The 21,782-nt window shown below is 69.7% G+C and carries 19 protein-coding genes; 9 read left to right on the forward strand and 10 right to left on the reverse strand.

What is annotated here, in order from left to right:
• The first annotated feature begins 15 nt into the window (after window positions 1-15).
• From CFB39_RS20530 to CFB39_RS20545, 4 genes are all read left to right on the forward strand, one after another.
• The gene (locus CFB39_RS20530) at window positions 16-1,827 is read left to right on the forward strand and encodes an ABC transporter permease (protein ID WP_089474220.1); all 1,812 of its coding nucleotides are present in this window, start codon (window positions 16-18) and stop codon (window positions 1,825-1,827) included.
• A gap of 11 nt (window positions 1,828-1,838) precedes the next feature.
• Window positions 1,839-2,696: an ABC transporter ATP-binding protein gene (locus CFB39_RS20535; RefSeq protein WP_089474221.1), complete on the forward strand. Its 858-nt coding sequence runs from the start codon at window positions 1,839-1,841 to the stop codon at window positions 2,694-2,696.
• A complete protein-coding gene (locus CFB39_RS20540; protein ID WP_089474222.1) occupies window positions 2,693-3,457 on the forward strand; it encodes an ABC transporter ATP-binding protein in 765 nt (254 codons plus the stop codon). Before CFB39_RS20535 ends, CFB39_RS20540 begins: the two co-directional genes overlap by 4 nt.
• 95 nt (window positions 3,458-3,552) lie before the next feature.
• Window positions 3,553-3,999, forward strand: coding sequence for a hypothetical protein (locus CFB39_RS20545; RefSeq protein WP_089474223.1), 447 nt, complete (start codon window positions 3,553-3,555; stop codon window positions 3,997-3,999).
• Window positions 4,000-4,042: 43 nt separating this feature from the next.
• Here the strand turns inward: CFB39_RS20545 and CFB39_RS20550 are convergent, their stop codons facing one another.
• Window positions 4,043-5,464, reverse strand: a complete 1,422-nt coding sequence (locus tag CFB39_RS20550) for a sensor histidine kinase (protein WP_089474224.1) — start codon at window positions 5,462-5,464, stop codon at window positions 4,043-4,045.
• Window positions 5,451-6,116, reverse strand: coding sequence for a response regulator transcription factor (locus CFB39_RS20555; protein ID WP_069250848.1), 666 nt, complete (start codon window positions 6,114-6,116; stop codon window positions 5,451-5,453). Before CFB39_RS20555 ends, CFB39_RS20550 begins: the two co-directional genes overlap by 14 nt.
• 271 nt (window positions 6,117-6,387) lie before the next feature.
• Between CFB39_RS20555 and CFB39_RS20560 the strand changes: the two genes are divergently transcribed.
• The gene (locus tag CFB39_RS20560) at window positions 6,388-7,404 is read left to right on the forward strand and encodes an ABC transporter substrate-binding protein (protein ID WP_089474225.1); all 1,017 of its coding nucleotides are present in this window, start codon (window positions 6,388-6,390) and stop codon (window positions 7,402-7,404) included.
• 100 nt (window positions 7,405-7,504) lie between these two features.
• A complete protein-coding gene (locus tag CFB39_RS20565; RefSeq protein ID WP_089474226.1) occupies window positions 7,505-8,815 on the forward strand; it encodes an MFS transporter in 1,311 nt (436 codons plus the stop codon).
• 12 nt (window positions 8,816-8,827) lie between these two features.
• On the opposite strand, the gene CFB39_RS20570 is transcribed toward CFB39_RS20565, so the two are convergent.
• The 3 genes from CFB39_RS20570 to CFB39_RS20580 form a co-directional block, all read right to left on the reverse strand.
• Complete coding sequence (locus CFB39_RS20570; RefSeq protein WP_144030291.1) at window positions 8,828-9,508, reverse strand: hypothetical protein; 681 nt, start codon at window positions 9,506-9,508, stop codon at window positions 8,828-8,830.
• A 118-nt stretch (window positions 9,509-9,626) separates the two neighbouring features.
• A complete protein-coding gene (locus tag CFB39_RS20575; protein WP_089474228.1) occupies window positions 9,627-11,429 on the reverse strand; it encodes a sensor histidine kinase in 1,803 nt (600 codons plus the stop codon).
• Entirely contained in the window at window positions 11,426-12,070 is a 645-nt protein-coding gene (locus CFB39_RS20580; protein ID WP_089474229.1) for a response regulator transcription factor, read from the reverse strand. Before CFB39_RS20580 ends, CFB39_RS20575 begins: the two co-directional genes overlap by 4 nt.
• A gap of 322 nt (window positions 12,071-12,392) precedes the next feature.
• On the opposite strand from CFB39_RS20580, the gene CFB39_RS20590 reads away from it, so the two are divergent.
• Both CFB39_RS20590 and CFB39_RS20595 read left to right on the forward strand, forming a co-directional pair.
• Window positions 12,393-12,845, forward strand: coding sequence for a hypothetical protein (locus CFB39_RS20590; RefSeq protein WP_089474230.1), 453 nt, complete (start codon window positions 12,393-12,395; stop codon window positions 12,843-12,845).
• A 102-nt stretch (window positions 12,846-12,947) separates the two neighbouring features.
• Entirely contained in the window at window positions 12,948-14,966 is a 2,019-nt protein-coding gene (locus CFB39_RS20595) for a VTT domain-containing protein (protein ID WP_089474231.1), read from the forward strand.
• Between the two features lie 16 nt (window positions 14,967-14,982).
• Here CFB39_RS20595 and CFB39_RS20600 read toward each other — a convergent pair whose 3' ends face one another.
• The 5 genes from CFB39_RS20600 to CFB39_RS40295 all read right to left on the reverse strand — a co-directional run bounded on the left by CFB39_RS20600 (window position 14,983) and on the right by CFB39_RS40295 (window position 20,560).
• Window positions 14,983-15,312 carry a DNA-binding protein gene (locus CFB39_RS20600; protein WP_089474232.1) on the reverse strand — a complete coding sequence of 110 codons (330 nt, stop codon included), beginning with the start codon at window positions 15,310-15,312 and terminating at the stop codon, window positions 14,983-14,985.
• Window positions 15,313-15,450: 138 nt separating this feature from the next.
• Window positions 15,451-16,005 carry a protein tyrosine phosphatase gene (locus CFB39_RS20605; protein WP_089474233.1) on the reverse strand — a complete coding sequence of 185 codons (555 nt, stop codon included), beginning with the start codon at window positions 16,003-16,005 and terminating at the stop codon, window positions 15,451-15,453.
• Window positions 16,006-16,216: 211 nt separating this feature from the next.
• Window positions 16,217-18,667, reverse strand: a complete 2,451-nt coding sequence (locus CFB39_RS20610) for an alpha/beta hydrolase fold domain-containing protein (protein ID WP_089474234.1) — start codon at window positions 18,665-18,667, stop codon at window positions 16,217-16,219.
• A complete protein-coding gene (locus tag CFB39_RS20615; protein ID WP_089474235.1) occupies window positions 18,654-20,369 on the reverse strand; it encodes a GMC family oxidoreductase in 1,716 nt (571 codons plus the stop codon). The genes CFB39_RS20610 and CFB39_RS20615 overlap by 14 nt, the downstream gene beginning before the upstream one ends.
• Before the next feature lie 26 nt (window positions 20,370-20,395).
• Window positions 20,396-20,560: a hypothetical protein gene (locus CFB39_RS40295; RefSeq protein ID WP_179257712.1), complete on the reverse strand. Its 165-nt coding sequence runs from the start codon at window positions 20,558-20,560 to the stop codon at window positions 20,396-20,398.
• 145 nt (window positions 20,561-20,705) lie between these two features.
• Between CFB39_RS40295 and CFB39_RS20620 the strand changes: the two genes are divergently transcribed.
• Window positions 20,706-21,737 (forward strand): AraC family transcriptional regulator, encoded by a 1,032-nt coding sequence (locus CFB39_RS20620; RefSeq protein ID WP_089474236.1) that lies wholly within the window; start codon window positions 20,706-20,708, stop codon window positions 21,735-21,737.
• Window positions 21,738-21,782 lie beyond the last annotated feature (45 nt).

Below are 21,782 nucleotides of genomic sequence, written 5' to 3' on the forward strand. Positions count from 1 at the left end.
AACGGACGCATCGTGATGGCTTCCTGGCTCGACTACACGCTCAACGGCCTCATCGTCGGCAACATCTACGCGCTGCTCGCGGTCGGACTCGCGCTGATCTTCGGCGTGTCGCACCTGATCAACTTCGCGCACGGCTCGGTCTACATGGTCGGCGCGTTCATCGGCTGGCTGTGCCTGACGCGCTTCGGGCTGCCGCTGCCGGCGGCGCTGGCGGCGGTCGTCGTCGGCTGCGGTGCGCTCGGCATCGCGATCGAACGGATCGGCTTGCGGCCGCTGCGCCACGCGGCACGCATCGCGCCGCTGCTCGCGACGATCGGCATCAGCTTCATCCTCGACCAGCTCGCGCAGCTCGCGTTCGGCGCCGACCCGCGCGCGGTGCCGACGCCGCTGCCCGACTGGCATCTGCGGATCGCCGGCGCGACGCTCGGCTCGCTCGACCTGCTGATCGCGGGCATCGGCATCGCGGCGGCCGCGCTGCTGTACGGCTTCCTGCGCTTCACACGGCTCGGCTGGGCGGTGCGCGCGACCGCGCAGGATCGCGACGCGGCGCTGCAGATGGGCGTCGACGTCGACCGCGTCAACCAGACCGTGTTCGCGATCGCGTGCGCGCTCGGCGGCGTGAGCGGGCTGCTGGTCGGCATGTACTACAACAGCATCGATCCGGCGATGGGCTTCCAGGCCACGCTGAAGGGCGTGGTCGCGCTGCTGATCGGCGGGCTCGGCAACGTGCCGGGCGCGATCGCGGGCAGCCTGCTGCTCGGTCTCGTCGAAAGCTACGGCGTCGCGCTGTTCGGCACAAGCTATCGCGACCTGTTCGCGTTCGGGCTGCTGATCGTGTTCCTCGTGTGGCGGCCGAACGGGCTGTTCAGCGCGAACCGCGCGCTGCCGCCCGAGCCGATGACGGGCACCTTCCTCGCGGCCGCGAAGGCCGTGCGCGTGCCGCGTCCGGTCCTCGTTGCGCTGATCGTGGCGGCGGCCGTGCTGCCGTGGCTCGGCGCGTCGCCATACGTGCTGCAGACGCTGACCAACGCGTGGCTGTACGGGCTGCTCGCGCTGAGTCTCACGCTGGTGGCGGGCACGGTCGGGCAGATCTCGCTCGGCCACGCGGCGCTGCTCGTGATCGGCGCGTATGCGTCGGCGCTGCTGTCGTCGGATCTCGGCTGGTCGCCGGCCGTGACGATCCCGTGCGCGGGCGTGATCACCGCCGTGCTCGGCACGCTGCTCGTGTATCCGGCGTTCCGGCTGCGCGGGCACTACGTGTCGATCGCGACGCTCGGCATCGGCGAAGTGGTGAGCCTCGTGATCCTGAACTGGGACGGCCTCACGCGCGGCCCGCTCGGCATCACCGGCATCGCGCCGCTGCCGTGGGCGACGACCGCACGTGCGGCGTACTGGTTCACGTTCGCGGTGCTCGTCGGGTTCGCGCTCGTGCAGGTGCGGCTGCTGCGCTCGCATCTCGGCCGCACGCTGCGCGCGGTGCGCGAGGACGACGTCGCCGCGCGTGCGCACGGCATCGCACCGAACCGCTACAAGGCGATCGCGTTCGCGGTCGGCGGCGTCGCGGCCGGCGTGAGCGGCGGGATCGCCGCGCACCTGTACAGCTACATCAATCACCAGACCTTCGATTCGCAGGTGTCGATCCTCGCATTGACGATGGTGATCCTCGGCGGGCTCGGCAACGTGCTCGGCGGCATCGCCGGCGCGATCGCGCTGATCGGGCTGCCCGAGCTGTTCCGCTGGGCGGCCGACTACCGGATGCTGATCTACGGCCTCGTGCTGTTGCTGCTCGTCCGGTTCCGGCCGCAGGGCCTGCTCGGCACGGTGTGAGGAGGAACGCGATGACCACCCATCCACCCTTGCTCGACGTGCAGGGCCTGACGCGCCGCTTCGACGGTGTGACCGCGCTCGACGGCGCGAGCCTGTCACTCGCCGAAGGCGAACTGCTGAGCGTGATCGGGCCGAACGGCGCGGGCAAGTCGACGCTGTTCAACCTGATCGCGGGCGCCGACCGGCCCGATGCCGGCCGCGTGACGTTCGACGGCCGCGACATCACGGGCACCGCGCCCGAACGCCTCGCGACGCTCGGCATCGCGCGCACGTTCCAGCACGGACGCGTGTTCGGCAACCTGAGCGTGCTCGACAACGTGCTGATCGGTGCGCATGCGCGGCTGCGCGCGGCCCGGCCGGGCTGGCCCGCGCTGGGTGCGGCGGCCGAGGTGCTGCGCGCGCTCGTGCGGCCCGCGGCGGTGCGGCGCGAGGAAGCCGCGCTGCGCGACGAGGCGCGCGCGATCGTCGCCGGGTTCGGCGAGCGGCTGACGCCGCGCATCGATCATCCGGCGCACAGCCTGTCGTATGCGAACCGGCGGCGCGTGGAGATCGGCCGCGCGCTTGCGCTGCACCCGCGCCTGCTGCTGCTCGACGAGCCGACCGCCGGGATGAACGAGACGGAGACGGCCGAGATGCTGCAGCTGATCCAGTCGCTGAAGGCGCGCGGCCTGACGATCCTGCTGATCGAGCACAAGCTCGAACTCGTGATGCGCGTGTCCGACCGCGTGATGGTGCTCGACAACGGCGTGAAGATCGCCGAAGGCGCGCCGCGCGACGTGCGGCACGATCCACGCGTGATCGAGGCGTACCTCGGCCGCCGGCATGCGGGCGGCGCGCCGGCCGACCGCACGGCACAGGCGGCCGCATGACGGCACTTTCTTCCGGACCCGACACGACCATGACCGATGCGCTGCTGAAACTCGAACACCTGGACACGTTCTACGGGCCGGTGCAGGTGCATTTCGACGTGAACTTCGAAGTGGGCCGCGGGCAGATCGTCAGCCTGCTCGGCGGCAACGCGAGCGGCAAGTCGACGACGATGAAGCTGATCCTCGGGCTGATGCGGCCGCGCCGCGGCGTCGTGCGCTTCGACGGCGACGACGTGACGGCGCTCGCCACGCCGCAGCGCGTGCGGCGCGGGATCGCGGCCGTGCCCGAGGCGCGGCGGCTGTTCGGCGACATGAGCGTGCGCGAGAACCTGCTGATGGGCGCGTACACGCGTGGCGACCGTGCTGCGGTGGCGGAGGACTACGAGCGCGTGCTCGACCTGTTTCCGCGTGTGCGCGAACGGCTGACGCAGCGCGCGGGCACGCTGTCGGGCGGCGAGCAGCAGATGCTCGCGATGGCGCGGGCGCTGATGGCGCGGCCGAAGCTGATCTGCATGGACGAGCCGACGATGGGGCTGTCGCCGCTCTATGTCGACAAGGTGCTCGAGCTGATCGACGCGATCAACCGGCAGGGCGTGACCGTGTTCATGGTCGAACAGAACGCGAGCCTCGCGCTGGAGATCGCGCATTACGGATACGTGCTGCAGACGGGACGCGTCGTGCTCGAAGGGCCCGCGAAGACGCTGCTCGACGACGAGCGTGTGCGCGATGCGTATCTCGGCGGGGAGGCGGTGGCGGCGTAGCGGGCGGGGCGGCGGGGCAAAAAACGGTGATAGACGCCGGATTGTCAGGTAGATTGGCGCTCAGTCGCCATCACCGCCACCGGGAGCGCCGCACCATGTTGACCTATTCCGTTCAGAAAGTCGGCTACGCATTCGAGCAACTGGATCCGCAGGGCGCGACGGATTATCCGTCGTTCACGCAGGCGTTCGACGCGTTCCCGTGGGCGGCGCAGCATGCCGAATGGGACAACACGCAGGACGGCCCGTTGCCGGCCCTCGTGCTGCAGCATGTCGACGATCAGCGGGAGTTGTGGGTGACCGCGCTGAGCGATGCGCACGCGGGCGGCTTCCAGCTGAATGCCGTCTCGATGAGGATGAAAAAGGGGCTGTTCGGGATCGGCAAGGGCAAGCTGGAGCAGCATGTCGATACGATCGACGTCGACACGCGCGCGGATGTCGATACGTTGTGCCGGCTATTCTGCGATCGTCAGTATGACGAGCTGGACCGGCTGGTCGCGCGGCATGCGGAGCGCAACCGCTTCGATGACGACAGCGACGATTGAGCGCCTGCCTCGCATGTGCATGAACCGGCCCGGGTCCGTCGGTTCATGCCTCCTCCTCGCCGCTCCCCGCCGCGCGCGGAAACGTCAGCACTACCGCAAACCCGCCCGCCTCGGGAAACGCAAACCCGACGCGCCCGCCGTGCGCCTTCATCACTTCCTGCACGATCGCAAGCCCGAGGCCCGACCCCGTGCGCCGCTCGCTGCCGTCCGGCGCGATCCGCACGAACGGCTGCAGCGCGGCGTCCCAGTGCTCGCGCGGAATCCCGCGACCGTTGTCGGTGACGGTCAGCGTCACCGCATCGTCCGCGTTGCCCTGCGTCGCGACCGACACGACGATGTCGTCCGCATGCCCATGCAGCAGCGCGTTGTGCAGCACGTTCGACAGCGCTTCCTGCAGGCTGATCGCGTCGCCGTCGATCCACGCGAGCGGCGCGTCGCTCGCGAACGCGACGGCGACATCGCGCTCACCCGCGAGCGGAATCGCGCGGCCGAGCACGTCCTTCGCGAGCGCGACGAGTTCGACGGGTTGCAGCGGCACGGCCTCGGTGCGATGGATCACCATCGCATGATTGAGGAGCTGGCCGGTGAGCCGGCCGACGTCCGACGAGGTCGCACGCAGCGCATCGAGCCGCGCTGCGTGACGCGCGGGATCGGATTCGCCGTCGAGCAGCTCGATCTGCGCGTCGAGCCGCGCGAGCGGCGTGCGCATCTGGTGCGCGGCATCGGCGATGAAGCGCTGCATCGCGTTGATCCGCTCGGCGAGGCGGTGCATCAGCCCGTTGATCGACCCGATGATCGCGTCGATCTCGCTCGGCGTGTCGACGGCCACTGGCCGCAGGTCGGCCGGGTCGCGCGCGGCGATGATCGTGCCGATCTGCGCGAGCGGACGCAGGCCGCGCCGGATCGCGAGGCCGCTCGCGCCGATCGCGAGCACGCTCATCAGCAGGATCAGCGTCCACACCTTGAAACTCATGTCGTTCGTGAGCTGCTGGCGCGCGTTGGTGGTTTGCGCGACCGTCACGAGCGCCCAGCCCGGCGTGCTTTCCTCGGGCATGTAGCGCGCGATGGTCGCGGTGCGGATCCGGTGCCCCTGGTACAGGCCGTTCGCGAACGCGGGGCCCTGTTTCGCGGCGGCGAGCGTCGCGGGGCTCGCGAGATCGTTGTAGCCGGCCACGACGATGCCGCGCGAATCGACCACCTTGTAGTAGACGAGGTCGTAGCGCGACAGCGTCGACAGCGCGGCCACCGGCGGATTCAGCGCGAGCACGCCGCCCTGCACGTAGAGGTTTTCCGCGACCTGGATCGATGCGCCCGCAAGCAACTGGTCGTACGCGCGTTCGGCCGCGACGCCCGCGTAGTAGCGCGCGATCGCCGCGAGCGCGAGCGCGCCGGTCGCGACGACGAGCGCGATGAAGAGCAGCGTGCGTCCGAACAGCGTCTTCGGGAACCAGTCAGTGCGCCGCAATCTGATACCCCATCCCGCGCGCGGTGCGGATCTCGACCGAGCTGCCCTGCAGTTTCTTGCGCACACGGGTCACGTATTGCTCGACCGCGTTCGTGGTCGGCTCGTTGCCGAAGCTGAACAGCTGGTTCAGCAGTTCATCCTTCGAGAAGATCCGCTGCGGGCGGCTGGCAAGGATCTCGAGCAGCGCGAATTCCTGGCGCGACAGCGACAGCGGCTGGCCGTCGAGTTCCGCGAGGCGGCTGCTGCGGTCGATCACGAGGCCGCCGAGCGTCAGCACGTCGTTCGCGTGGCCGCTGTTGCGGCGCAGGAGCGCCTGCACGCGCGCATCGAGCTCGCGGTAGTCGAACGGTTTCACCAGGTAGTCGTCGGCGCCGAGGCCGAGGCCGCTTACGCGGTCGTCGATCGCCGAGCGCGCGGTGACGAGCAGCACGGGCGTCGTGCTGCCCGATGCGCGCAGGTGGCGCAGCACCGTGAAGCCGTCCATGCCGGGCAGGTTCGCGTCGAGCACGACGAGGTCGAAGCGCTCGACGCGCAGCAGCCCGTGCGCGGTCGCGCCGTCGGTTTCGAGATCGACGGCGTGGCCGAGCCGCGCCAGGCGGCTGCGGATCGCGGCGCCGATTTCGGCATCGTCCTCCACGACGAGAATGCGCATGGTGCCGTTTCGCAGGTGGGTGGGTTAGGGGTTTTCCCGGGGCCGGGATGTCAGCATTTTCTCAGACTCGGTCGATAACCTGTGTCGAGCCGGACGATGCAAGGACGGCCATTAATACCAGAACCACAGGAGACGGCAACATGCAGCAGCAAACGGGTGCGACGAACGCGCGGTTCGGCGCGTCGCCGGCCGGCGCTCGCCGGTGCGGCGAAGCGGGCCCCGACCGCCCGGCGTTTGCCGCTCGTGCCGCTCGTGCAGGGAAGGCCGGCGCATGACGACGTCGCCGCGCCGCCGCGCGTTGATCGCCGCCGGCCTCGGCGTGCTCGCCGCGCCTGCGCTCGTGCGCGCGAAGCCGCGCACAGTGCGGATTTCCAAAGGCTATGGCGTGCTGTACCTGCCGCTTCTCGTGATGGAGAAGCAGCGGCTGTTCGAGCGGCACGCGGCACGCCACGGCGTGCGCGACGTCGCGGTCGACTGGGTGTTGCTCGACGGCGGCAATTCCGTCAACGACGCGATGATGGCCGGCACGCTCGATTTCGCCGGGGCCGGCGCGCCGGGTTTCATCGAGCTGTGGGCGCGGGCGCGCGGCATTCCGAACGTCGAGGTGATCGGCATCAGCGGGCTGTCGACCACGTCGCTGTCGCTGAACGCGAACCGGCCGGGCCTCGTGTCGCTGCGCGACTTCACGCCGGCCGACCGGATCGCGGTGCCGGGCATCCGCACGTCGCTGTCGGCGGTGGTGCTGCAGATGGTCGCGAGCCGGCAGCTCGGCCCGAAGCATTTCGCGCAGCTCGATTCGATCACCGTGAACCTGCCGCATCCGCAGGCGATGCAGGCGCTGATTCGCCGCGAGAACGGCGTCACCGCGCACTTCACGTCGCCGCCGTTCTCGACGCTCGAGCTGCGGCAGCCGGGCATTCACCGCGTCGTGAATTCGGTCGACGTGCTCGGCCCGCTGACGCTCGACGTCGTGTTCGCACCGAAGCGGCTCGTCGACACGGAGCCCGCGCTGGCCAGCGCGTTTCTCGGCGCGCTCGACGAAGCGAACCGCCAGATCGCGCAGGACCCGCGCGCGGCGGCCGCGCTCTATGCGGCGTCGTCGGGCGTCGGCGTGTCGCACGACGACGTGATGCGGATGCTCGCCGCGCCGGACACGCGCTTCTCGGTGCTGCCGAACCAGCTGATGGACTACGTCGAATTCCTGTACCTCGCCGGCACGATCAAGGCGAAGCCGCGGGCGTGGCACGAGATGTTCGCGCCGATGCTCGACGACTATCGATCGGGTTGATGCCGCCGCACCCTTTCATCGAAATACCTCGTGCCTGCGCGCTTGTCGCGCGCAGCGCCGATTCAACCGCTATGCAACCGTTTCACGCAAGGAGCCTCAAGTGAACGCCACCGAAACCCTGGACCCCGCGTCCGCCGAAGAGCAGCGCATCATGTCGAAGATGGCGCGGCGCCTGATGCCCATCCTCGTCGTGATGTTCCTGATCGCGTTCATCGACCGGCAGAACGTCGGCTTCGCGAAGCTGCAGATGGTGCACAGCCTCGGGATGACGGAAGCCGCGTTCGGGCTCGCGTCGTCGCTGTTCTTCATCGGCTACCTGCTGTTCGAGGTGCCGAGCACGCTCGCGCTGCATCGCTACGGCGCACGCGTGTGGCTCGCGCGGATCATGCTGACGTGGGGGCTCATCACCGTGCTGATGGGCTTCACGACGTCGATGCCCGCGTTCTGCGGGCTGCGCTTCGTGCTCGGTATCGCCGAGGCCGGTTTCTATCCGGGCGTGATCTACTACCTGACGCTGTGGTTCCCGCAGAGCTACCGCGCGAAGGTGCTCGGCATCTTCACGCTCGGCAGCGCGCTCGCGAACATGCTCGGCTCGCTGGTCGGCGGCGTGCTGCTGAGCCTGAACGGCGTATGGGGGCTGGCGGGCTGGCAGTGGGTGTTCGTGGCGACGGGCATCCCGGCGGTGATCGTCGCGGTCGTCGTGTTCCGCGTGCTGCCCGCGTCGGTGCGCGACGCACGTTTCCTCGACGACCGCGAGAAGCAGATCGTCGAGGCCGCGCTCGAACGCGAGAAGCCCGCGAAGGCCGAGCATGGGCAGCCGTGGAAGGCGCTGCTCGATCCGCGCGTGATGCTGTTCGCGGCGACCTACATGCTGATGTCGACGTCGCTGTACGGCGTGACGTACTGGCTGCCGACGCTCGTGAAATCGTTCGGCGTGTCGAGCAGCATGAACGGCTTCCTGAGCATGCTGCCGTGGGCGCTCGCGGTGCTGCTGCTGTTGTGGCTGCCGGCGAAGCTGCGCCGCGCGAAGAGCATCCTGCGCACGATCGCGATCGTCGCGGCGCTCGGTGCGCTCGGCTTCCTGCTGAGCCTCGTGCTGCCGTCGACGCCGCTGCGCTTCATCGCGCTGGTGCTCGGTGGCGCATGCATCCCGCTGCTGTATCCGTGCTTCTGGTCGATGCCGCCGCGCTACTTCACCGGCGCGCGGGCGGCGGCGAGCGTCGCGGCGATCAACTCGATCGGCAACCTCGGCGGCTTCTTCAGCCAGAACCTGATGCCGTTTGCCGGCAAGGTGACGGGCACCGCGTTCGGCCCGATGATCGTGCCGATCGTGTGTCTCGCGTTGCTCGGGATCGGCGCGCTGGTCGCGTGGACGCGCTCGGAGCGGGGGATGGTGGCGGCGCGCGCGTGAGGGGGCGTGGTGTTATCGCTTCATCAACTCGTTCCCGACGAACGTGAAGTTGGCTGTAGCGTGCGTGTTCGACAGCAGGTATTTGAGCGCGTGGATGTCGGGGGCGGTCGTCGTGAAGCGGTTGTCGCCGTCGAAAATGAAGTCCCACGTGACGATGCCGCGGCTGGTACCGGGATCGTCCACGTGGATCTCCTTCAGCGACGCGAGCGGATACGCGCGCTCGTGCCAGTCGAACAGGTGTCGGACGTAGAGGTGATCGGGTGTGACGATCTCGTAGCGCCGCAGGAAAGGCGTTGCGATGACGAGGAGCACCGCCGTGAAGATCAGCCACGAGCGGGCGCCGCGCCACAGGACGGCCCGTGCCGACGGGCGGCCGCGCACCATGACGCGGTAGCGCGCGTAGGTGGGTTGCACGATGAGCACCGTGCCGAACCACCAGGCGATCGCGATGAACCCGAGCGGCACGTTCATGAACGGCACCGAGTAGGCGCCGACGAAGGTCGACGGAAAATCCAGGAACCGCGCGGTCGACACGAACCCGAGCCCGATGTAGCTGCCGGCCGGATGCGGGATGAACACGGCCGTCGTCAGGGCCTGAAGGGCGAGCAGGACGGGCCAGCACAGCAGCGATACGGCCAGCCAGCCGGCCAGGGCGGCGAGAAAGAAGAGCGGATAGCTCAGGATGGATTTCATCGTGAATAGGCGGAATGCGATCGGCTGGCGCATCAGCGCGCAAGGACGAGGGACGGTGATGGCCAGGGATTGTAGCGTTACGCCGATGCTGTCACCGCGCGCGGCGCGCGGGGTTCATCTACCCGCGCGCGCCCCCAACCCCACCATGCGCGACCGTCACTTGCGCAGGCGCCAGCGGAATCTCCACCTCGACCGTCGTCCCTTCGCCGAGCGTCGTCGCGATCCGCAGCGTGCCGCCGACGAGATACGCGCGCTCGCGTAACCCGACCAGCCCGAACGATCCCGACTTGCGCGGCACGCCGGGATCGAACCCCGCGCCGTCGTCGCGAATCGTCAGCTCGATCGCATGGCTCGCATGCACGAGTTCGACTGTCGCATGCGACGCGGCCGCGTGCCGCGCGACGTTCGCGAGCGCTTCCTGCGCGATGCGGAACACCGCCGTCGCGTAAGGCTCGTCGAGCTGCAGCTCGGGCGGCTCGACATGCAGCGTGCACTCGATGCCGTGACGGTGCCGGAAATCCTCCACGAGCCACTGCATCGCCGCGGCGAAGCCGAGATCGTCGAGCATCAGCGGGCGCAGGTCCGACGCGATGCGGCGCGTCGCGGCCACCGCGCCGCGCGCCAGCGCGTGCATCGCCGCGATCTTGCGCGCCAACTGCGCATCGTCCTGCGGCACGCGGTCGATCAGCCATTCGAGATCGTTCTTCAGCGTCGCGAGCGTCTGCGCGAGTTCGTCGTGCAGCTCGCGTGCGATGCGGCGCTGCTCGGCTTCGCGTGCGCTCGCGCTGATCGCGGCGATCTCGCGCAGCTCCTCGCGCGACGCCTGCAACGCCCGCTCGGCACGCACGCGGTCCTCGACTTCGCGCCGCAGGTCGCGGTTCGACGCGCTCAGTTGCGCGGTGCGCGCGGCGACGCGTTGTTCGAGCCGTTCGTTCGCGTCGTTCAGCTGCGCGCTCTTCTGCACGACGAGCAGATGCTGGTAGCGCGCGCCGGCCAGCGCGCGCACCGTCTGCGCATGCAGCCGGCCGTTCTCGAACAGCATCGCGAACAGCACGACGCCGGACGCGACGAGGCCGTACGCGCGCCCCGCGTAGAAGCCGAGGTCGTAGCGCCCGTGATTCAGCATCGACGACAGCGCGATGTCGAACAGCCACGCGACGAGCACCGTCATCACCCACAGGTCGAGCACGGAATGGCGCCGCCGCCGCCGCCACATCAGCATCAGTGCGACCAGGTTCAGCCCCCAGACGATCGTGATCGCGTTCGTCATCGTCGCGGCCATCCGGTTGCCGTTCATGATGCGCGGCAGCAGGTCGTGGCCGGCCGTCGCGAGCAGCGCGAGCGCGACGGTCGCGCCGATCGCGGCCGCGATGCACAGCACGATCGGAATCGCCGCGCGGCGCTGCGGGGCCGGGATCGGCCCCGGCGCACGCGACTTCGCGCGCAGCAGCGCGTACGCGGCGACCGCCAGCGGAAAGCCGCCGTGCCAGAACAGGTACAGCCAGGCGGTGGTCTGGTCGCCGCCGCCGAGCAGGCCGGTCGGTGCGAACAGCCCGGGAAAGGTCAGCATGTGGGTGCCGGCCATGAAACCCGTGAACAGGTAGCCGCCCGCGAGCACGAGCAGCGGCCGCTGGCGCAGGATCGCGTACTGGCCGAGCAGCAGGCCGGCGGTCACCATGTCGTTGACGACGATTGCCGACTGGTACACGGGGATGAACGCCCAGCCCGGCGCAAGCGGCCTGCCCGCGAACGGTGCAAGCGCGGCGAAGATCACGGCGGAGATGAGGACGGTCGCGAGTGCGAACCGCCGTTCGCGCCGGCCCGGCGGCAGCGACGACATGAACAGGCGCGACGCGTCCGGTTCGTCGTCGTCCGCGGGCGGGGGCGGGGATGAGGGCGGGAAGCGGAAGGCGGCGGTCATGCGTCGCCGCCGGGGTCGAGTTCGTGGCGCACCGCGTAGCGGACCAGCGCGGCTTCGTGCGGCAGTTCCATCTTCTCGAGGATCCGGGTCTTGTAGGTGCTGACCGTCTTTGCGCTGAGCGCGAGTTCGGTCGCGATCTGCGTGACGGTCTGGCCGGCGACGATGCGGCGCATCACGTCGAACTCGCGCGCGGACAGCCGTTCGTGCGGCAGCGCGGCGGCCGGCGTGCGCAGCGTGAGCGCGAGGCTCTCGGCCGCCGACGGGCTCACGTAGACGCCGCCCGCGGCCACCTTGCCGACCGCCTCGACGAGCTCGGCGGTCGCGCTGTCCTTCGTCAGGTAGCCGGTTGCGCCGGCCTTGAACGCCCGCGCCGCGTACTGCGCCTCCGCATGCATCGTCAGCACCAGCGTGCGCAGCGACGGCGCGTGGCGTTTCACCAGCCGGATCAGCTCGATGCCGGTCGGCGCGGGCATTGACAGGTCGAGCAGCAGCACGTCGGCGGCGCCGCGCTCGACCAGCGCAAGCGTGGCCGAGCCGTCGCTCGCCTCGCCGACGATTTCGAAACCGCCGGCCGTTTCCAGGATGTAACGCAGTCCGTCCCGCATGACTGCGTGATCGTCAGCCAGAATTACCCTGATCATCTAGCGATCCTCTTCGGGATGACGCCGCGCCCTGCTGTCCGGGTGTCGCCGCGGCTGTTCTTCTGATCAATATATTCCGCCGAATCCGAAAACGGTACACATCCGGGAAATTTTCGAGATAGCCGAACGTGGAATGTGTACTGAAACGAAACAATCCCAGGGAAAAGGCAGGCGGCGGAGCCGGCGGAAATCAGGGTATTCCCTGATTATTATTGAGACGGTGAAGAGGCGGCCCGTCGTGTCGCGCGCTACCCCGCGAACCGTTCCGATTCGGGACTAAACTGGTGCCCGATGCCACTACACCCCCCCGAGGAGCCCCGCGATGATCGATCTTGCCGATATCCTGCCGTCCGCACTGCCCGCTGCCGTTGCATGGGCGGAAGCCGAGGCGGCGCGCGGGATCGCGCAGGGGGCGCCGCTGACGCCCGAGCAGGCCGACGACGCGCGCACGGTGGGCGTCGCGCAGCCCGAGCGGGTCCGCGTGGTGACCGTCGACCGCATGCCGTTCCCCGAGGTGCCGTCGCTGGCCGCGATCGCCCGCGACTCGGGGCTCCTGGCGCCGGGGACGATCGGGCTCACGCTTGGCCATGCGGTGTACGTGCTGCGCGGGCAGGACACGCGCCGCCTGCTGACCCACGAGTTGCGCCACGTGCATCAGTACGAGGCTGCCGGCTCGATCGGCGCGTTTCTCGCGCGCTATCTGCAGGAGATCGCGACGGTCGGCTACCACGACGCGCCGCTCGAGGCCGACGCGCGGCAGCACGAGTTCGATTGACCCGCCCCGCCGGCGCGACCGCGCGCACCGCCCGATGAACATTCCCCATGCCATCACCGGCCCGGTGTCCGCACACCGGGTCGCTCCGCCGAGGCGCGTGCGATGAGCGACACGATCCACGCATGGATCGGCGCGATCGGCGCACATCCGCTGCTCGTGCTCGCGATCGTGTTCATGGCGGCCTGCGCCGAGGCGATCGCGCTGATCGGCACGGTCGTGCCGGCCGGCGCCGTGATGTTCGCGGCCGGTGCGCTGATCGGCGCGGGCGCGCTCGACGCCTGGACGACCATCGGTGTCGCGGCGGTCGGCGCCGTGATCGGCGACGGGATCAGCTATGAACTCGGGCGGCACTACCGCGGCGTGATCCGCAACGCATGGGCGCGCTTCGGCTATGCGGCCGCCTTCGCGCGCGGCGAGGAGTTCGTGCTGCGCCATGGCATGAAGAGCATCGTGCTCGCGCGTTTTCTTGCGCCGGTGCGCGCGGTCGTGCCGGTCGTGGTCGGCTGCGCGACGCTGCCGCGCCGGTCGTTCTATCCGGTCAACGTCGTCTCGGCGCTCATCTGGGCGCCCGTGCACGTCGCGCCGGGCATCCTGTTCGGCGCGTCGGCCGCGCTGGCCGCGGCGATCAGCGTGCGGGTCGCCGTGATCCTGCTGGTGGTCGCGGCGCTCGTCGCGCTCGTGTGGATCGGCGTGCGGGTCGCGTTGCGGCGCGGCTGGCCGCTGTTGCGCCGTGCGCTCGTCGACGGCTTGCACGCCTGCGCGCGCCGCTGGCCGCGCTTCGGTGCGCGGCTGCACGGCACGATCGCGTATGTGCGCGGCCTGCCCGGCGCGGTGCCCGTGCTCGCGCTGCTGTTCATCGGCTGCGTGTGGCTGTTCGCGGGCCTTGTACAGGATGTCGTCGCGAACGATCCGCTGATGCACGCGGACATCGCGCTGTATGCGTTCCTGCAGAACCTGCGCACGCCGCCGGTGGACGCCACGATGCGCGCGCTTGCCGTGCTGCACGGGCACGATACCGGGCTGATCGTCGCGGCCGCGTTTCTCGTCTGGCTGATGATCCATCGCTGCTGGCTGACGGCCGCGTGGTGGCTCGTGACGGTCGGCGTCGCCGTCGTGCTCGGGCCGGTGTTCGGCGCGGGCATACCCGGCGCGACGCCCGCGAGCTTGCCGCCCGGTGCGCCGCACGTGCCGCTGCCCGATGCCGAAGCGGCGTTCGCGATTCTCGCGAGCAGCGGCCTCGGCTGGGTGCTCGCGCGCGACCGGCCCGCGCGGTGGCGGATTCCGGTCGTGACGGCGGTGGTGTTGTGGATCGTGCTCGGCGGCTTCGCGCGGCTGTATGTGGGCGACACGTGGCTGTCGGGCCTGCTGGGCGGCTGGAGTCTCGGGCTCGCCTGGTTCGCGTTGCTGGCCGGCGCCTATGCGTACTGGCGCGTGCGCGAGCACGTGCAGCCGAGGGGCGCGCTCGTCGCGGTGACGGTGGTGCTCGCGACGGCCGGGGTATGGACGGTTCCCGCGCAATGGCAGCTCGACCGCGCGGCGCGCCCGCATGTCGGCGACGTGGTCGCGATGACCGTCGACCAGTGGCTGCGCGGCGGGTGGCAGCGCGTGCCGGTGCGGCGCACCGAGATCGGCGGCGACCGCGAGGAATATCTGCCGCTGCAATGGAGCGCGACGTCGGACACGCTCGACCGGCATCTCGCGCAGGCCGGCTGGCAGCGCGCGACGCCGTGGTCGCCGGCCACCGCGCTGCGCTGGCTGCTGCCGCAGGCGCCGGCCGAGGCGCTGCCGGTGCTGCCGCGCTACACGCACGGCGAAAGTACGCGCCGCGTGTTCGTGCGCGTCGATCCGGGACAGCCGGAAAGCCGACTCGTGCTGCGGCTGTGGCGTTATCCGTACGTGTTGCAGGACGCGCTCGGCATGCGGCCGTTGTGGTACGGCGCGCTGTATCGCGAGACGCTGCACCGGCCGGCGCGACTGATGACGATCGTGCGCACGACGACGATCGACGATGCGGCGACGATGGCGAAGGCGCTGTCGGTCGAGCCGGCGATCGAGCATCCGCCGGCGGGGATGGCGAACGCGCCGGCGGAGATGCTGCTGGTGTGGATGGTGCGGCCGTGAGCGGGCGGTGTGCCGCTTATGCGTGCACCTGCTGTGCAGGGACGACGGACAGGCGCAGGCCGACGGTCTTGAGCACGGCGAGCAGGGTTTTCAGTGTCGGGTTGCCGTTTGGGGAGAGCGTGCGATACAGCGATTCGCGGCTGATGCCGGCTTCGGCCGCGACGGCGCCGAGCCCGCCGTACGCTTCCGCGACCGTACGCAGCGCGAGCAGGCCGGCCGCGCGGTTGTCGGGATCGTCGAGCGACTCCATTGCGACACGCAGACAGGCCACCGCGAGTTCGCGGTCGGCGCCGAGTTCGGCGACTTCCGCGTCGTGGTGCGATACCGCAGATTTGACCTGCTTCATGCTTACCTCCGTGTCCAGTTCGACCTTGGTCGCAATTGTAGCTTATAAGTTACAAAAAGAGGGGGGGAGGAGGTGTGCGAGCAGCAAACCTGTCGGTGCCGGCGCGTCGCGCCTGGCGAGCCGACAGGCCTCCTGACGTTACTGCTTCGCCGGCGCGGCCGTCGCGATCTTGTCGAGCGCCGCCGGGATGTACGTATCGAGCTGCGCCGTGACCGATTCGTAGAAATCGATCGGCTTGCCCCACGCATCGGGCACGTCGACGTGCTTCCCGGACGCATACTCGGCCAGCGTGAACACCTTGCCGGCGGCCGACGGATAGAGCGCGAGCACCTTCTCCTTGTGTTTGTCGGTCATCGTCAGGATTACATCGGAATGCTTGATGTCGTTCGCGTTCAACTGCACCGAACGGTGCGCGGACGTGTCGATGCCGCGGCGCTTCATCAGGATCACGCCGTTTTCTTCGGGCTTTTCGTCATACGGATCTTCGTCGACCGCACGTGAAATCACCGCGATGTGCGCGTGGCGTTGCGCGATCAACTGGCCGGCGATCGCTTCGGCCATCACGCTGCGCCCGGTGTTGCCGGTGTCGACGAACGCCACCTTCTTCGGCTCGTCGGCGAACGCCGACGTCGCGCACTGGATGCCGACGCAACAGAGCAGTGCAAGCGTGTTGAGGGTGTGCCTTCTTTTCATGATGTCTCCGCGAGGGTGGGGAACCCCGGCGGCGCGCCGGGGCTTGCGGGAGATCATGACGGCCGCATGCGACGGAAAAAAATAAACGGCCGGTTTTTGCAAGACGACGTCGCTTCGCGGCAAGCGGGTCCGGTGACGGCGCATGCACCGCGCACCCGACCGGGGAGGCCGCGAACCACGGCCTCGATCGCGGCGCGTGACTGCTTCGTCGTCACGCCTTCATCGCCACCCGTTGCGCCGCAAACCCCGCCAGCGTCCGCAATGCATCCCGTGCCGACCGCAGGTAAAACGCCTGCAGATGAAACACATGCCAGCGCGCCGCATGAACCTCCAGCCGGCACGGCACGCCGCAGGCCTGCGCATGACGGGCAAGCCGCTGCGCATCCGACAGCAGCACCTCCTGGTCGCCGGCCTGGACGAGCATCGGCGGCAGGCCGCGCAGGTCGGTGTCGAGCGGGCCGCGGGCGGCAATCGAACCGGCGCCGTGATACCAGCGCAACCCTTGTTCGAGCCAGCCGCGACGGATCATCGGATCGTCATGACGGCGCGAAGCCAGCGTCGCGCCGCCGAGCGCGGGATCGGTCACCGGCGAGATCAGCAGCAGCGCGGCGGCGGCCGGCTCGCCGCGCTCGCGCAGCGCGATGGCCAGTGCCAGCGCCAGCGCACCGCCCGCCGAATCGCCGGCGATCACGATCCGGTGCGGCGCATGGCCCTGCGCGCGCATCGCGTCGTAGACGGCCAGCGCATCGTCGAGCGCGGCCGGGCTCGGATGCTCGGGCGCCAGCCGGTAATCGGGCACCCACACCGGCAGGGCGGCCTCGTTCGCCAGCCGCGTCGTCACGCCGCGATGCGTATGCGGCCCGCCGAGACAGAACGCACCGCCGTGCAGATAGAGGATCGCGCCGCCCGTGTCGCCGCGTTTCGGCGCCACGACTTCGACCGGCACGCGATGCGCGGACGTGCGGTAGCGCAGCGTGCCGCCCGTACCCGGCATCAGCGGCGACAGCAGCGCGACGACGCGGCGTTGCATGCGCGCGCCGAACGGCGGCCCGATCAGCGGCCGGAACGCGACGCGCAGGAAGCCGCGCAGCGATGCGGCGGTCAGTGCCTCCAGCCGGCCGGCGGGCGGCGCGACCACCACGTCGCGCGCCGGTGCGGCCGACTCCGGCAACGGATGCGTGAAGCGGTAAGCGCCCATCCCGGTGAGGCGCGTGATCCACCGGTAGGTCAGCGTGAAGCCCGGCCAGTTCGTGCTGTTGTGGCCCGACGCATCGACGTACCAGCTCTTGCAGCTGTTCCACACCGAGCCTTCGAGCCGCTGTTGCACATGCACGTTGAAGCGCCGGTAGCGGCGCGCGTCGACGTCGATCTCGCGCGCGCCGTCGCGCCGCATCATGCGCAGGCAACGCATCACGTGCGCGATCTGGCTTTCGAGCATATAGACGATCGAGTTGTGGCCGAGGTTGGTGTTCGGGCCGTACAGCATGAAGAAGTTCGGAAAGCCGGGCACGGTGAGCCCGAGATACGCCTGCGCGCCGCGTCGCCATGCGTCGTTCAGGTCGAGCCCGTCGCGGCCGGTGATGCGCATCGGCGACAGGAACTCGGTCGCCGCGAACCCGGTGCCGTAGATGATCGCATCGACCGGATGGTGCACGCCGTCGGCGGTCTCGATGCCGTCCTCCGTGACGCGCCGGATCCGCTGCGTGACGAGTTCGACGTTGTCGCGGCTCATCGCGGCAAGGTAGTCGCTCGACAGCAGGATGCGCTTGCAGCCGATCGGGTAGTCGGGCGTGAGCCGCGCACGCAGCGCGGGGTCCGGCACGTCGCGTGCAAGCAGTGTGTGGAACGGCCGGCCGACCGCGACCTTCATCAGCTTGTGCAGACGCGTGAACGCGATCGCGCGCGATTCGTAGCGCAGGTAGATCGATGCGCGATGCAGCTTCATCGCCCACGGCAACCGGCGGAACAGCGCTTTCTCCCACGGGCGGTACGCGCGGTCGGGGCGCGGCATCACATAGGCCGGCGAACGCTGGAATACGACCAACTGCTTCACGTCGCCCGCGATCGCCGGGACGAACTGGATCGCCGACGCGCCGGTGCCCACGACCGCCACGCGCTTGCCAGCGAGCGAATAGTCGTGATCCCAGTGCGCGGAGTGGAACGCGCGGCCGCGAAACGTGTCGATGCCGGGCAGGTCGGGCATCGCCGGGCGGCTCAACTGCCCGGTGCCGCTGACGAGCACGGCGGCGCTGAGCGTCGTGCCGTCGGCGAGCGTGACGCGCCACAGCGCGGCGGCTTCGTCGTAGCGGGCGTGCGCGACCTCGGCGCCGAAGCGCAGGTAGCGCGCGAGGCCGTACTTGCGCGCGCAATGCTGCAGGTACGCATGGATTTCGGGCTGCGGCGCGAACACGCGCGACCACGCCGGATTGGGCTCGAACGAGAACGAGTACAGGTGCGAGGGCACGTCGCAGGCGGCGCCCGGGTAGCGGTTGTCGCGCCACACGCCGCCCACGTCGTGCGAGCGTTCGACGATCGTGAAGTCGTGGATGCCGGCGCGTTGCAGCGCGATCGCCATGCCGATGCCGGCGAAGCCGGCGCCGATGATGATCGCCGCAAGCGGTGCGGCGGAGTCGGCGGTGCGAGAAGTATCAGGCGACAACATGGCGGGTTTCCTCGGGCTGGATGGCATCGTGCGCGGCACTCGCGGCAGGAACCGTGTCGATATCCGTCGTCATCCTGACGGTTTCGCGTTGCGGTTGTGCGGACGTTCGGCACACGCCCCGCATCAGGTCGACGGCCTTCTCGGCGATCATGATCGTCGGCGCGTTGGTGTTGCCGCCGATGAGGGTCGGCATCACCGACGCATCGACGATGCGCAGCCCCTGCAGGCCGTGCACGCGCAGTTGCGGATCGACGACGGCGAGCGCGTCGTGCCCCATCCGGCATGTGCCGACCGGGTGATACACGGTGTCGGTGCGCCGCCGCAGCACGTCGCGGATTTCATCGTCGGTGTCGACGTTCGCGGTGAACAGGTCGCGCGTGGTCCAGCCGGCGAGTGCCGGCGCTTCCATCAGCCGTCGTGTGAGGCGGAAGCCCGCGACCATGTCGTCGAGATCGCGCGGGTCGTCGAAGAACGCGGGATCGATGCGCGGCGCCGCGAGCGGATCGGCGCTGTTCAGCGTGACCGAGCCGCGGCTGCGCGGCCGCAGCAGGCATACGTGGCACGACAGCCCGTGGCCGGCGTGCAGCTTGCGCGCATGATCGTCGACGAGCGCGACGACGAAGTGCAACTGGATGTCCGGCGCGTCGAGCTCGGCGCGCGTCTTCAGGAAGCCGCCGCCTTCCGCGAAATTCGACGTCAGCATGCCGCGCCGTTCGCGGCGAAAACGCGCCAGCTCGCGCAGCATGCGCAGGCCGCCGCCCACGGACACGCCCATCGTGTCGACGCTGCGCGTGCGGTAGCCGAAGATGAAATCCGGATGATCCTGCAGGTTGCGGCCGACGCCGGGCAGGTCGGCATGCACGGCGATGCCCTGTTGCTGGAGTTCACGGCCTGGGCCGACGCCCGACAGCATCAGCAACTGCGGTGTTTGCAGCGCGCCGGCCGCGAGTACGACTTCACGCCGCGCGCGCAGCGTGCGGACCTCGCCACGCTGCCGCACCTCGACGCCGATCGCGCGCGTGCCGTCGAACAGGATGCGCAGCACCTGCGCGTGCGTCTCGACCGTCAGGTTGTCGCGGCGGCCGACGTGCGGCAGCAGGTATGCGCGCGCGGCGCTCCACCGTTCGCCGTGCTTCTGCGTGACCTGGTAGAGGCCGATGCCTTCCTGCTGCGCGCCGTTGAAATCGTCGGTGAGCGGCAGGCCGGCCTGCCGCGCGGCTTCCAGGTAGCGCGCATGGAACGGGTTGCCGGTGCGCAGGTCGCTCACCCACAGCGGGCCGTCGCGGCCGTGCCACGCATCGTCGAAGCGCTCGTTGTGCTCGCTCAGGCGGAAGTACGGCAGCACGTCGTCGTAGCTCCAGCCTTCGTTGCCGAGCGCGGCCCAGCCGTCGTAGTCGACGCGATGGCCGCGGATATAGACCATCGCGTTGATGGCCGAGGAGCCGCCCAGCACCTTGCCGCGCGGCTGGTAGCCGATGCGCCCGCCGAGGCCCGGCTGTGGCACCGTGTCGAAGGCCCAGTTGTTGATGCGGGTCGGCATCATCGCGACCGCGCCGGTCGGCACGTTGACGAGCGTGCCGTCGCCGCGGCCGCCGGCCTCGAGTACGCAGACGGTCACGGCCGGGTCCTCGGTCAGCCGCCCGGCGACGACGCTGCCGCCCGAACCGCCGCCCACGACGATGTAGTCGAAAGTCTTGCTCATGGATTGGTCCTCTGAGGGTCGATGGATCAAGCGGGGCGCGGCAGCGTGCACGAGCGGCCGGTGTGCGGCAGGCGAGGCGCGAGCGGCGGGGCGGGGGCGCGGCCAAACGCGGCGAACGCGAGGAACGCGACGAAAGCGTCGCGCCGGCATGCGAAGCGGGCTGCGGGATCGGTCGGGCGACTCGGTCGCATGGTGTCTCCTCCGGAGGGCGATGGCGTCGTTCGGATGACGACTGGATGACGCCGATGGTGCTGGCCGCATGGGAAAACACCAATGCTGCTTCGGGACAATTGTTTTAGTATTTGGGCCAAATCGGCGCTTCGAGGGTTTCTCCGCATGAGCTTCTGGGATTTCACCCGGAGTCCGGCCAGCGCCCGGCTGCTGGTCGATTTCGGCGACGAACGCGGCGTGCCGCACACGACGCTGCTGGCCGGCACCGGGCTCGCCAACGCGCAGCTCGACGATCCGAAGGTCGAGGTGACGGCCGCGCAGGAACTGCGGCTGACCGGCAACCTGTTGCGCGCGCTCGGGCGCGCGCCGGGCCTCGGGTTCGAGGTCGGCCAGCGCTATCACTTCTCCGCGTACGGGGTGTGGGGCTACGGGCTGATCGCGAGCGCGACCGCACGCGACGCGCTCGCGCTGGCGCTGCGCTTCCTGCCGCTCACCTATGCGTTCACGGTGATCACGTACCGCGAGGAAGGCGGCACGTGCGTGCTCAATTTCGGCGCACCGGAACTCGACGGCACGCTGAGCCGGTTCCTGGTCGAGCGCGACATGACGGCCGCGGCCGTGCTGCTGCAGGAAATCGGCGACGACACATTCGCGTTGTCGCGCTTCACGGTGCAGGCGGCGCGCACGCCGACCCTGCCGGTGCCGCGCATCGCCGGCATCGAGCCCGCGTTCTCGGCGCGCGCGAACAGCCTCGCTTTCGACCGCGCGTTTCTCGACCGGCTGCTGCCGCACGCGAATCCGCTGACGGTGTCGATGTGCGAGCAGATGTGTGGCCAGCTGCTCGAAGCGCGGCGTGCGCGCGTGGGCACGTCGGAGATGGTGCGCCAGTACCTGAGCGCGACGCCCGGCCCCGCGCCGTTCTCGCTCGAGGACATGGCGCGGCTGATGAACACGAGCCCGCGCACGCTCAAGCGCCGGCTGCAGGAGGAGGGCACGACGTTCCGCGCACTGCTCGCGCAGGCGCGTGGCGCGATGGCCGAGACGCTGCTCGGCGACGCGCGCCTGTCGCTTGCGGAAGTGGCCGAGCGGCTCGGTTTCAGCGACCTGTCGAGTTTCTCGCAGGCGTTCAAGCGCTGGTACGGCGTGCCGCCGGGCGCGTATCGCAGCGCGGCGCAACGGGACGGCAGCCGTTCCTGAATCACGGTACGATCGCTGGCATGCCTGCCGACATTCCCATCACGA

Source organism: Burkholderia sp. AU6039, assembly GCF_002223365.1.
Classification (GTDB): Bacteria; Pseudomonadota; Gammaproteobacteria; order Burkholderiales; family Burkholderiaceae; genus Burkholderia.

Excerpts from the sequence above, each read along its gene's own strand:
- CFB39_RS20595 (WP_089474231.1), top strand. The coding sequence starts at position 12,948 with ATGAGCGACACGATCCACGCATGGATCGGCGCGATCGGCGCACATCCG.
- CFB39_RS20545 (WP_089474223.1), top strand. The coding sequence starts at position 3,553 with ATGTTGACCTATTCCGTTCAGAAAGTCGGCTACGCATTCGAGCAACTG.
- CFB39_RS20540 (WP_089474222.1), top strand. The coding sequence starts at position 2,693 with ATGACGGCACTTTCTTCCGGACCCGACACGACCATGACCGATGCGCTG.
- CFB39_RS20620 (WP_089474236.1), top strand. The coding sequence starts at position 20,706 with ATGAGCTTCTGGGATTTCACCCGGAGTCCGGCCAGCGCCCGGCTGCTG.
- CFB39_RS20590 (WP_089474230.1), top strand. The coding sequence starts at position 12,393 with ATGATCGATCTTGCCGATATCCTGCCGTCCGCACTGCCCGCTGCCGTT.
- CFB39_RS20555 (WP_069250848.1), bottom strand. The coding sequence starts at position 6,116 with ATGCGCATTCTCGTCGTGGAGGACGATGCCGAAATCGGCGCCGCGATC.
- CFB39_RS20530 (WP_089474220.1), top strand. The coding sequence starts at position 16 with ATGGCTTCCTGGCTCGACTACACGCTCAACGGCCTCATCGTCGGCAAC.
- CFB39_RS40295 (WP_179257712.1), bottom strand. The coding sequence starts at position 20,560 with ATGCGACCGAGTCGCCCGACCGATCCCGCAGCCCGCTTCGCATGCCGG.
- CFB39_RS20600 (WP_089474232.1), bottom strand. The coding sequence starts at position 15,312 with ATGAAGCAGGTCAAATCTGCGGTATCGCACCACGACGCGGAAGTCGCC.
- CFB39_RS20560 (WP_089474225.1), top strand. The coding sequence starts at position 6,388 with ATGACGACGTCGCCGCGCCGCCGCGCGTTGATCGCCGCCGGCCTCGGC.
- CFB39_RS20570 (WP_144030291.1), bottom strand. The coding sequence starts at position 9,508 with ATGAAATCCATCCTGAGCTATCCGCTCTTCTTTCTCGCCGCCCTGGCC.
- CFB39_RS20615 (WP_089474235.1), bottom strand. The coding sequence starts at position 20,369 with ATGAGCAAGACTTTCGACTACATCGTCGTGGGCGGCGGTTCGGGCGGC.
- CFB39_RS20605 (WP_089474233.1), bottom strand. The coding sequence starts at position 16,005 with ATGAAAAGAAGGCACACCCTCAACACGCTTGCACTGCTCTGTTGCGTC.
- CFB39_RS20535 (WP_089474221.1), top strand. The coding sequence starts at position 1,839 with ATGACCACCCATCCACCCTTGCTCGACGTGCAGGGCCTGACGCGCCGC.
- CFB39_RS20610 (WP_089474234.1), bottom strand. The coding sequence starts at position 18,667 with ATGTTGTCGCCTGATACTTCTCGCACCGCCGACTCCGCCGCACCGCTT.
- CFB39_RS20580 (WP_089474229.1), bottom strand. The coding sequence starts at position 12,070 with ATGATCAGGGTAATTCTGGCTGACGATCACGCAGTCATGCGGGACGGA.
- CFB39_RS20575 (WP_089474228.1), bottom strand. The coding sequence starts at position 11,429 with ATGACCGCCGCCTTCCGCTTCCCGCCCTCATCCCCGCCCCCGCCCGCG.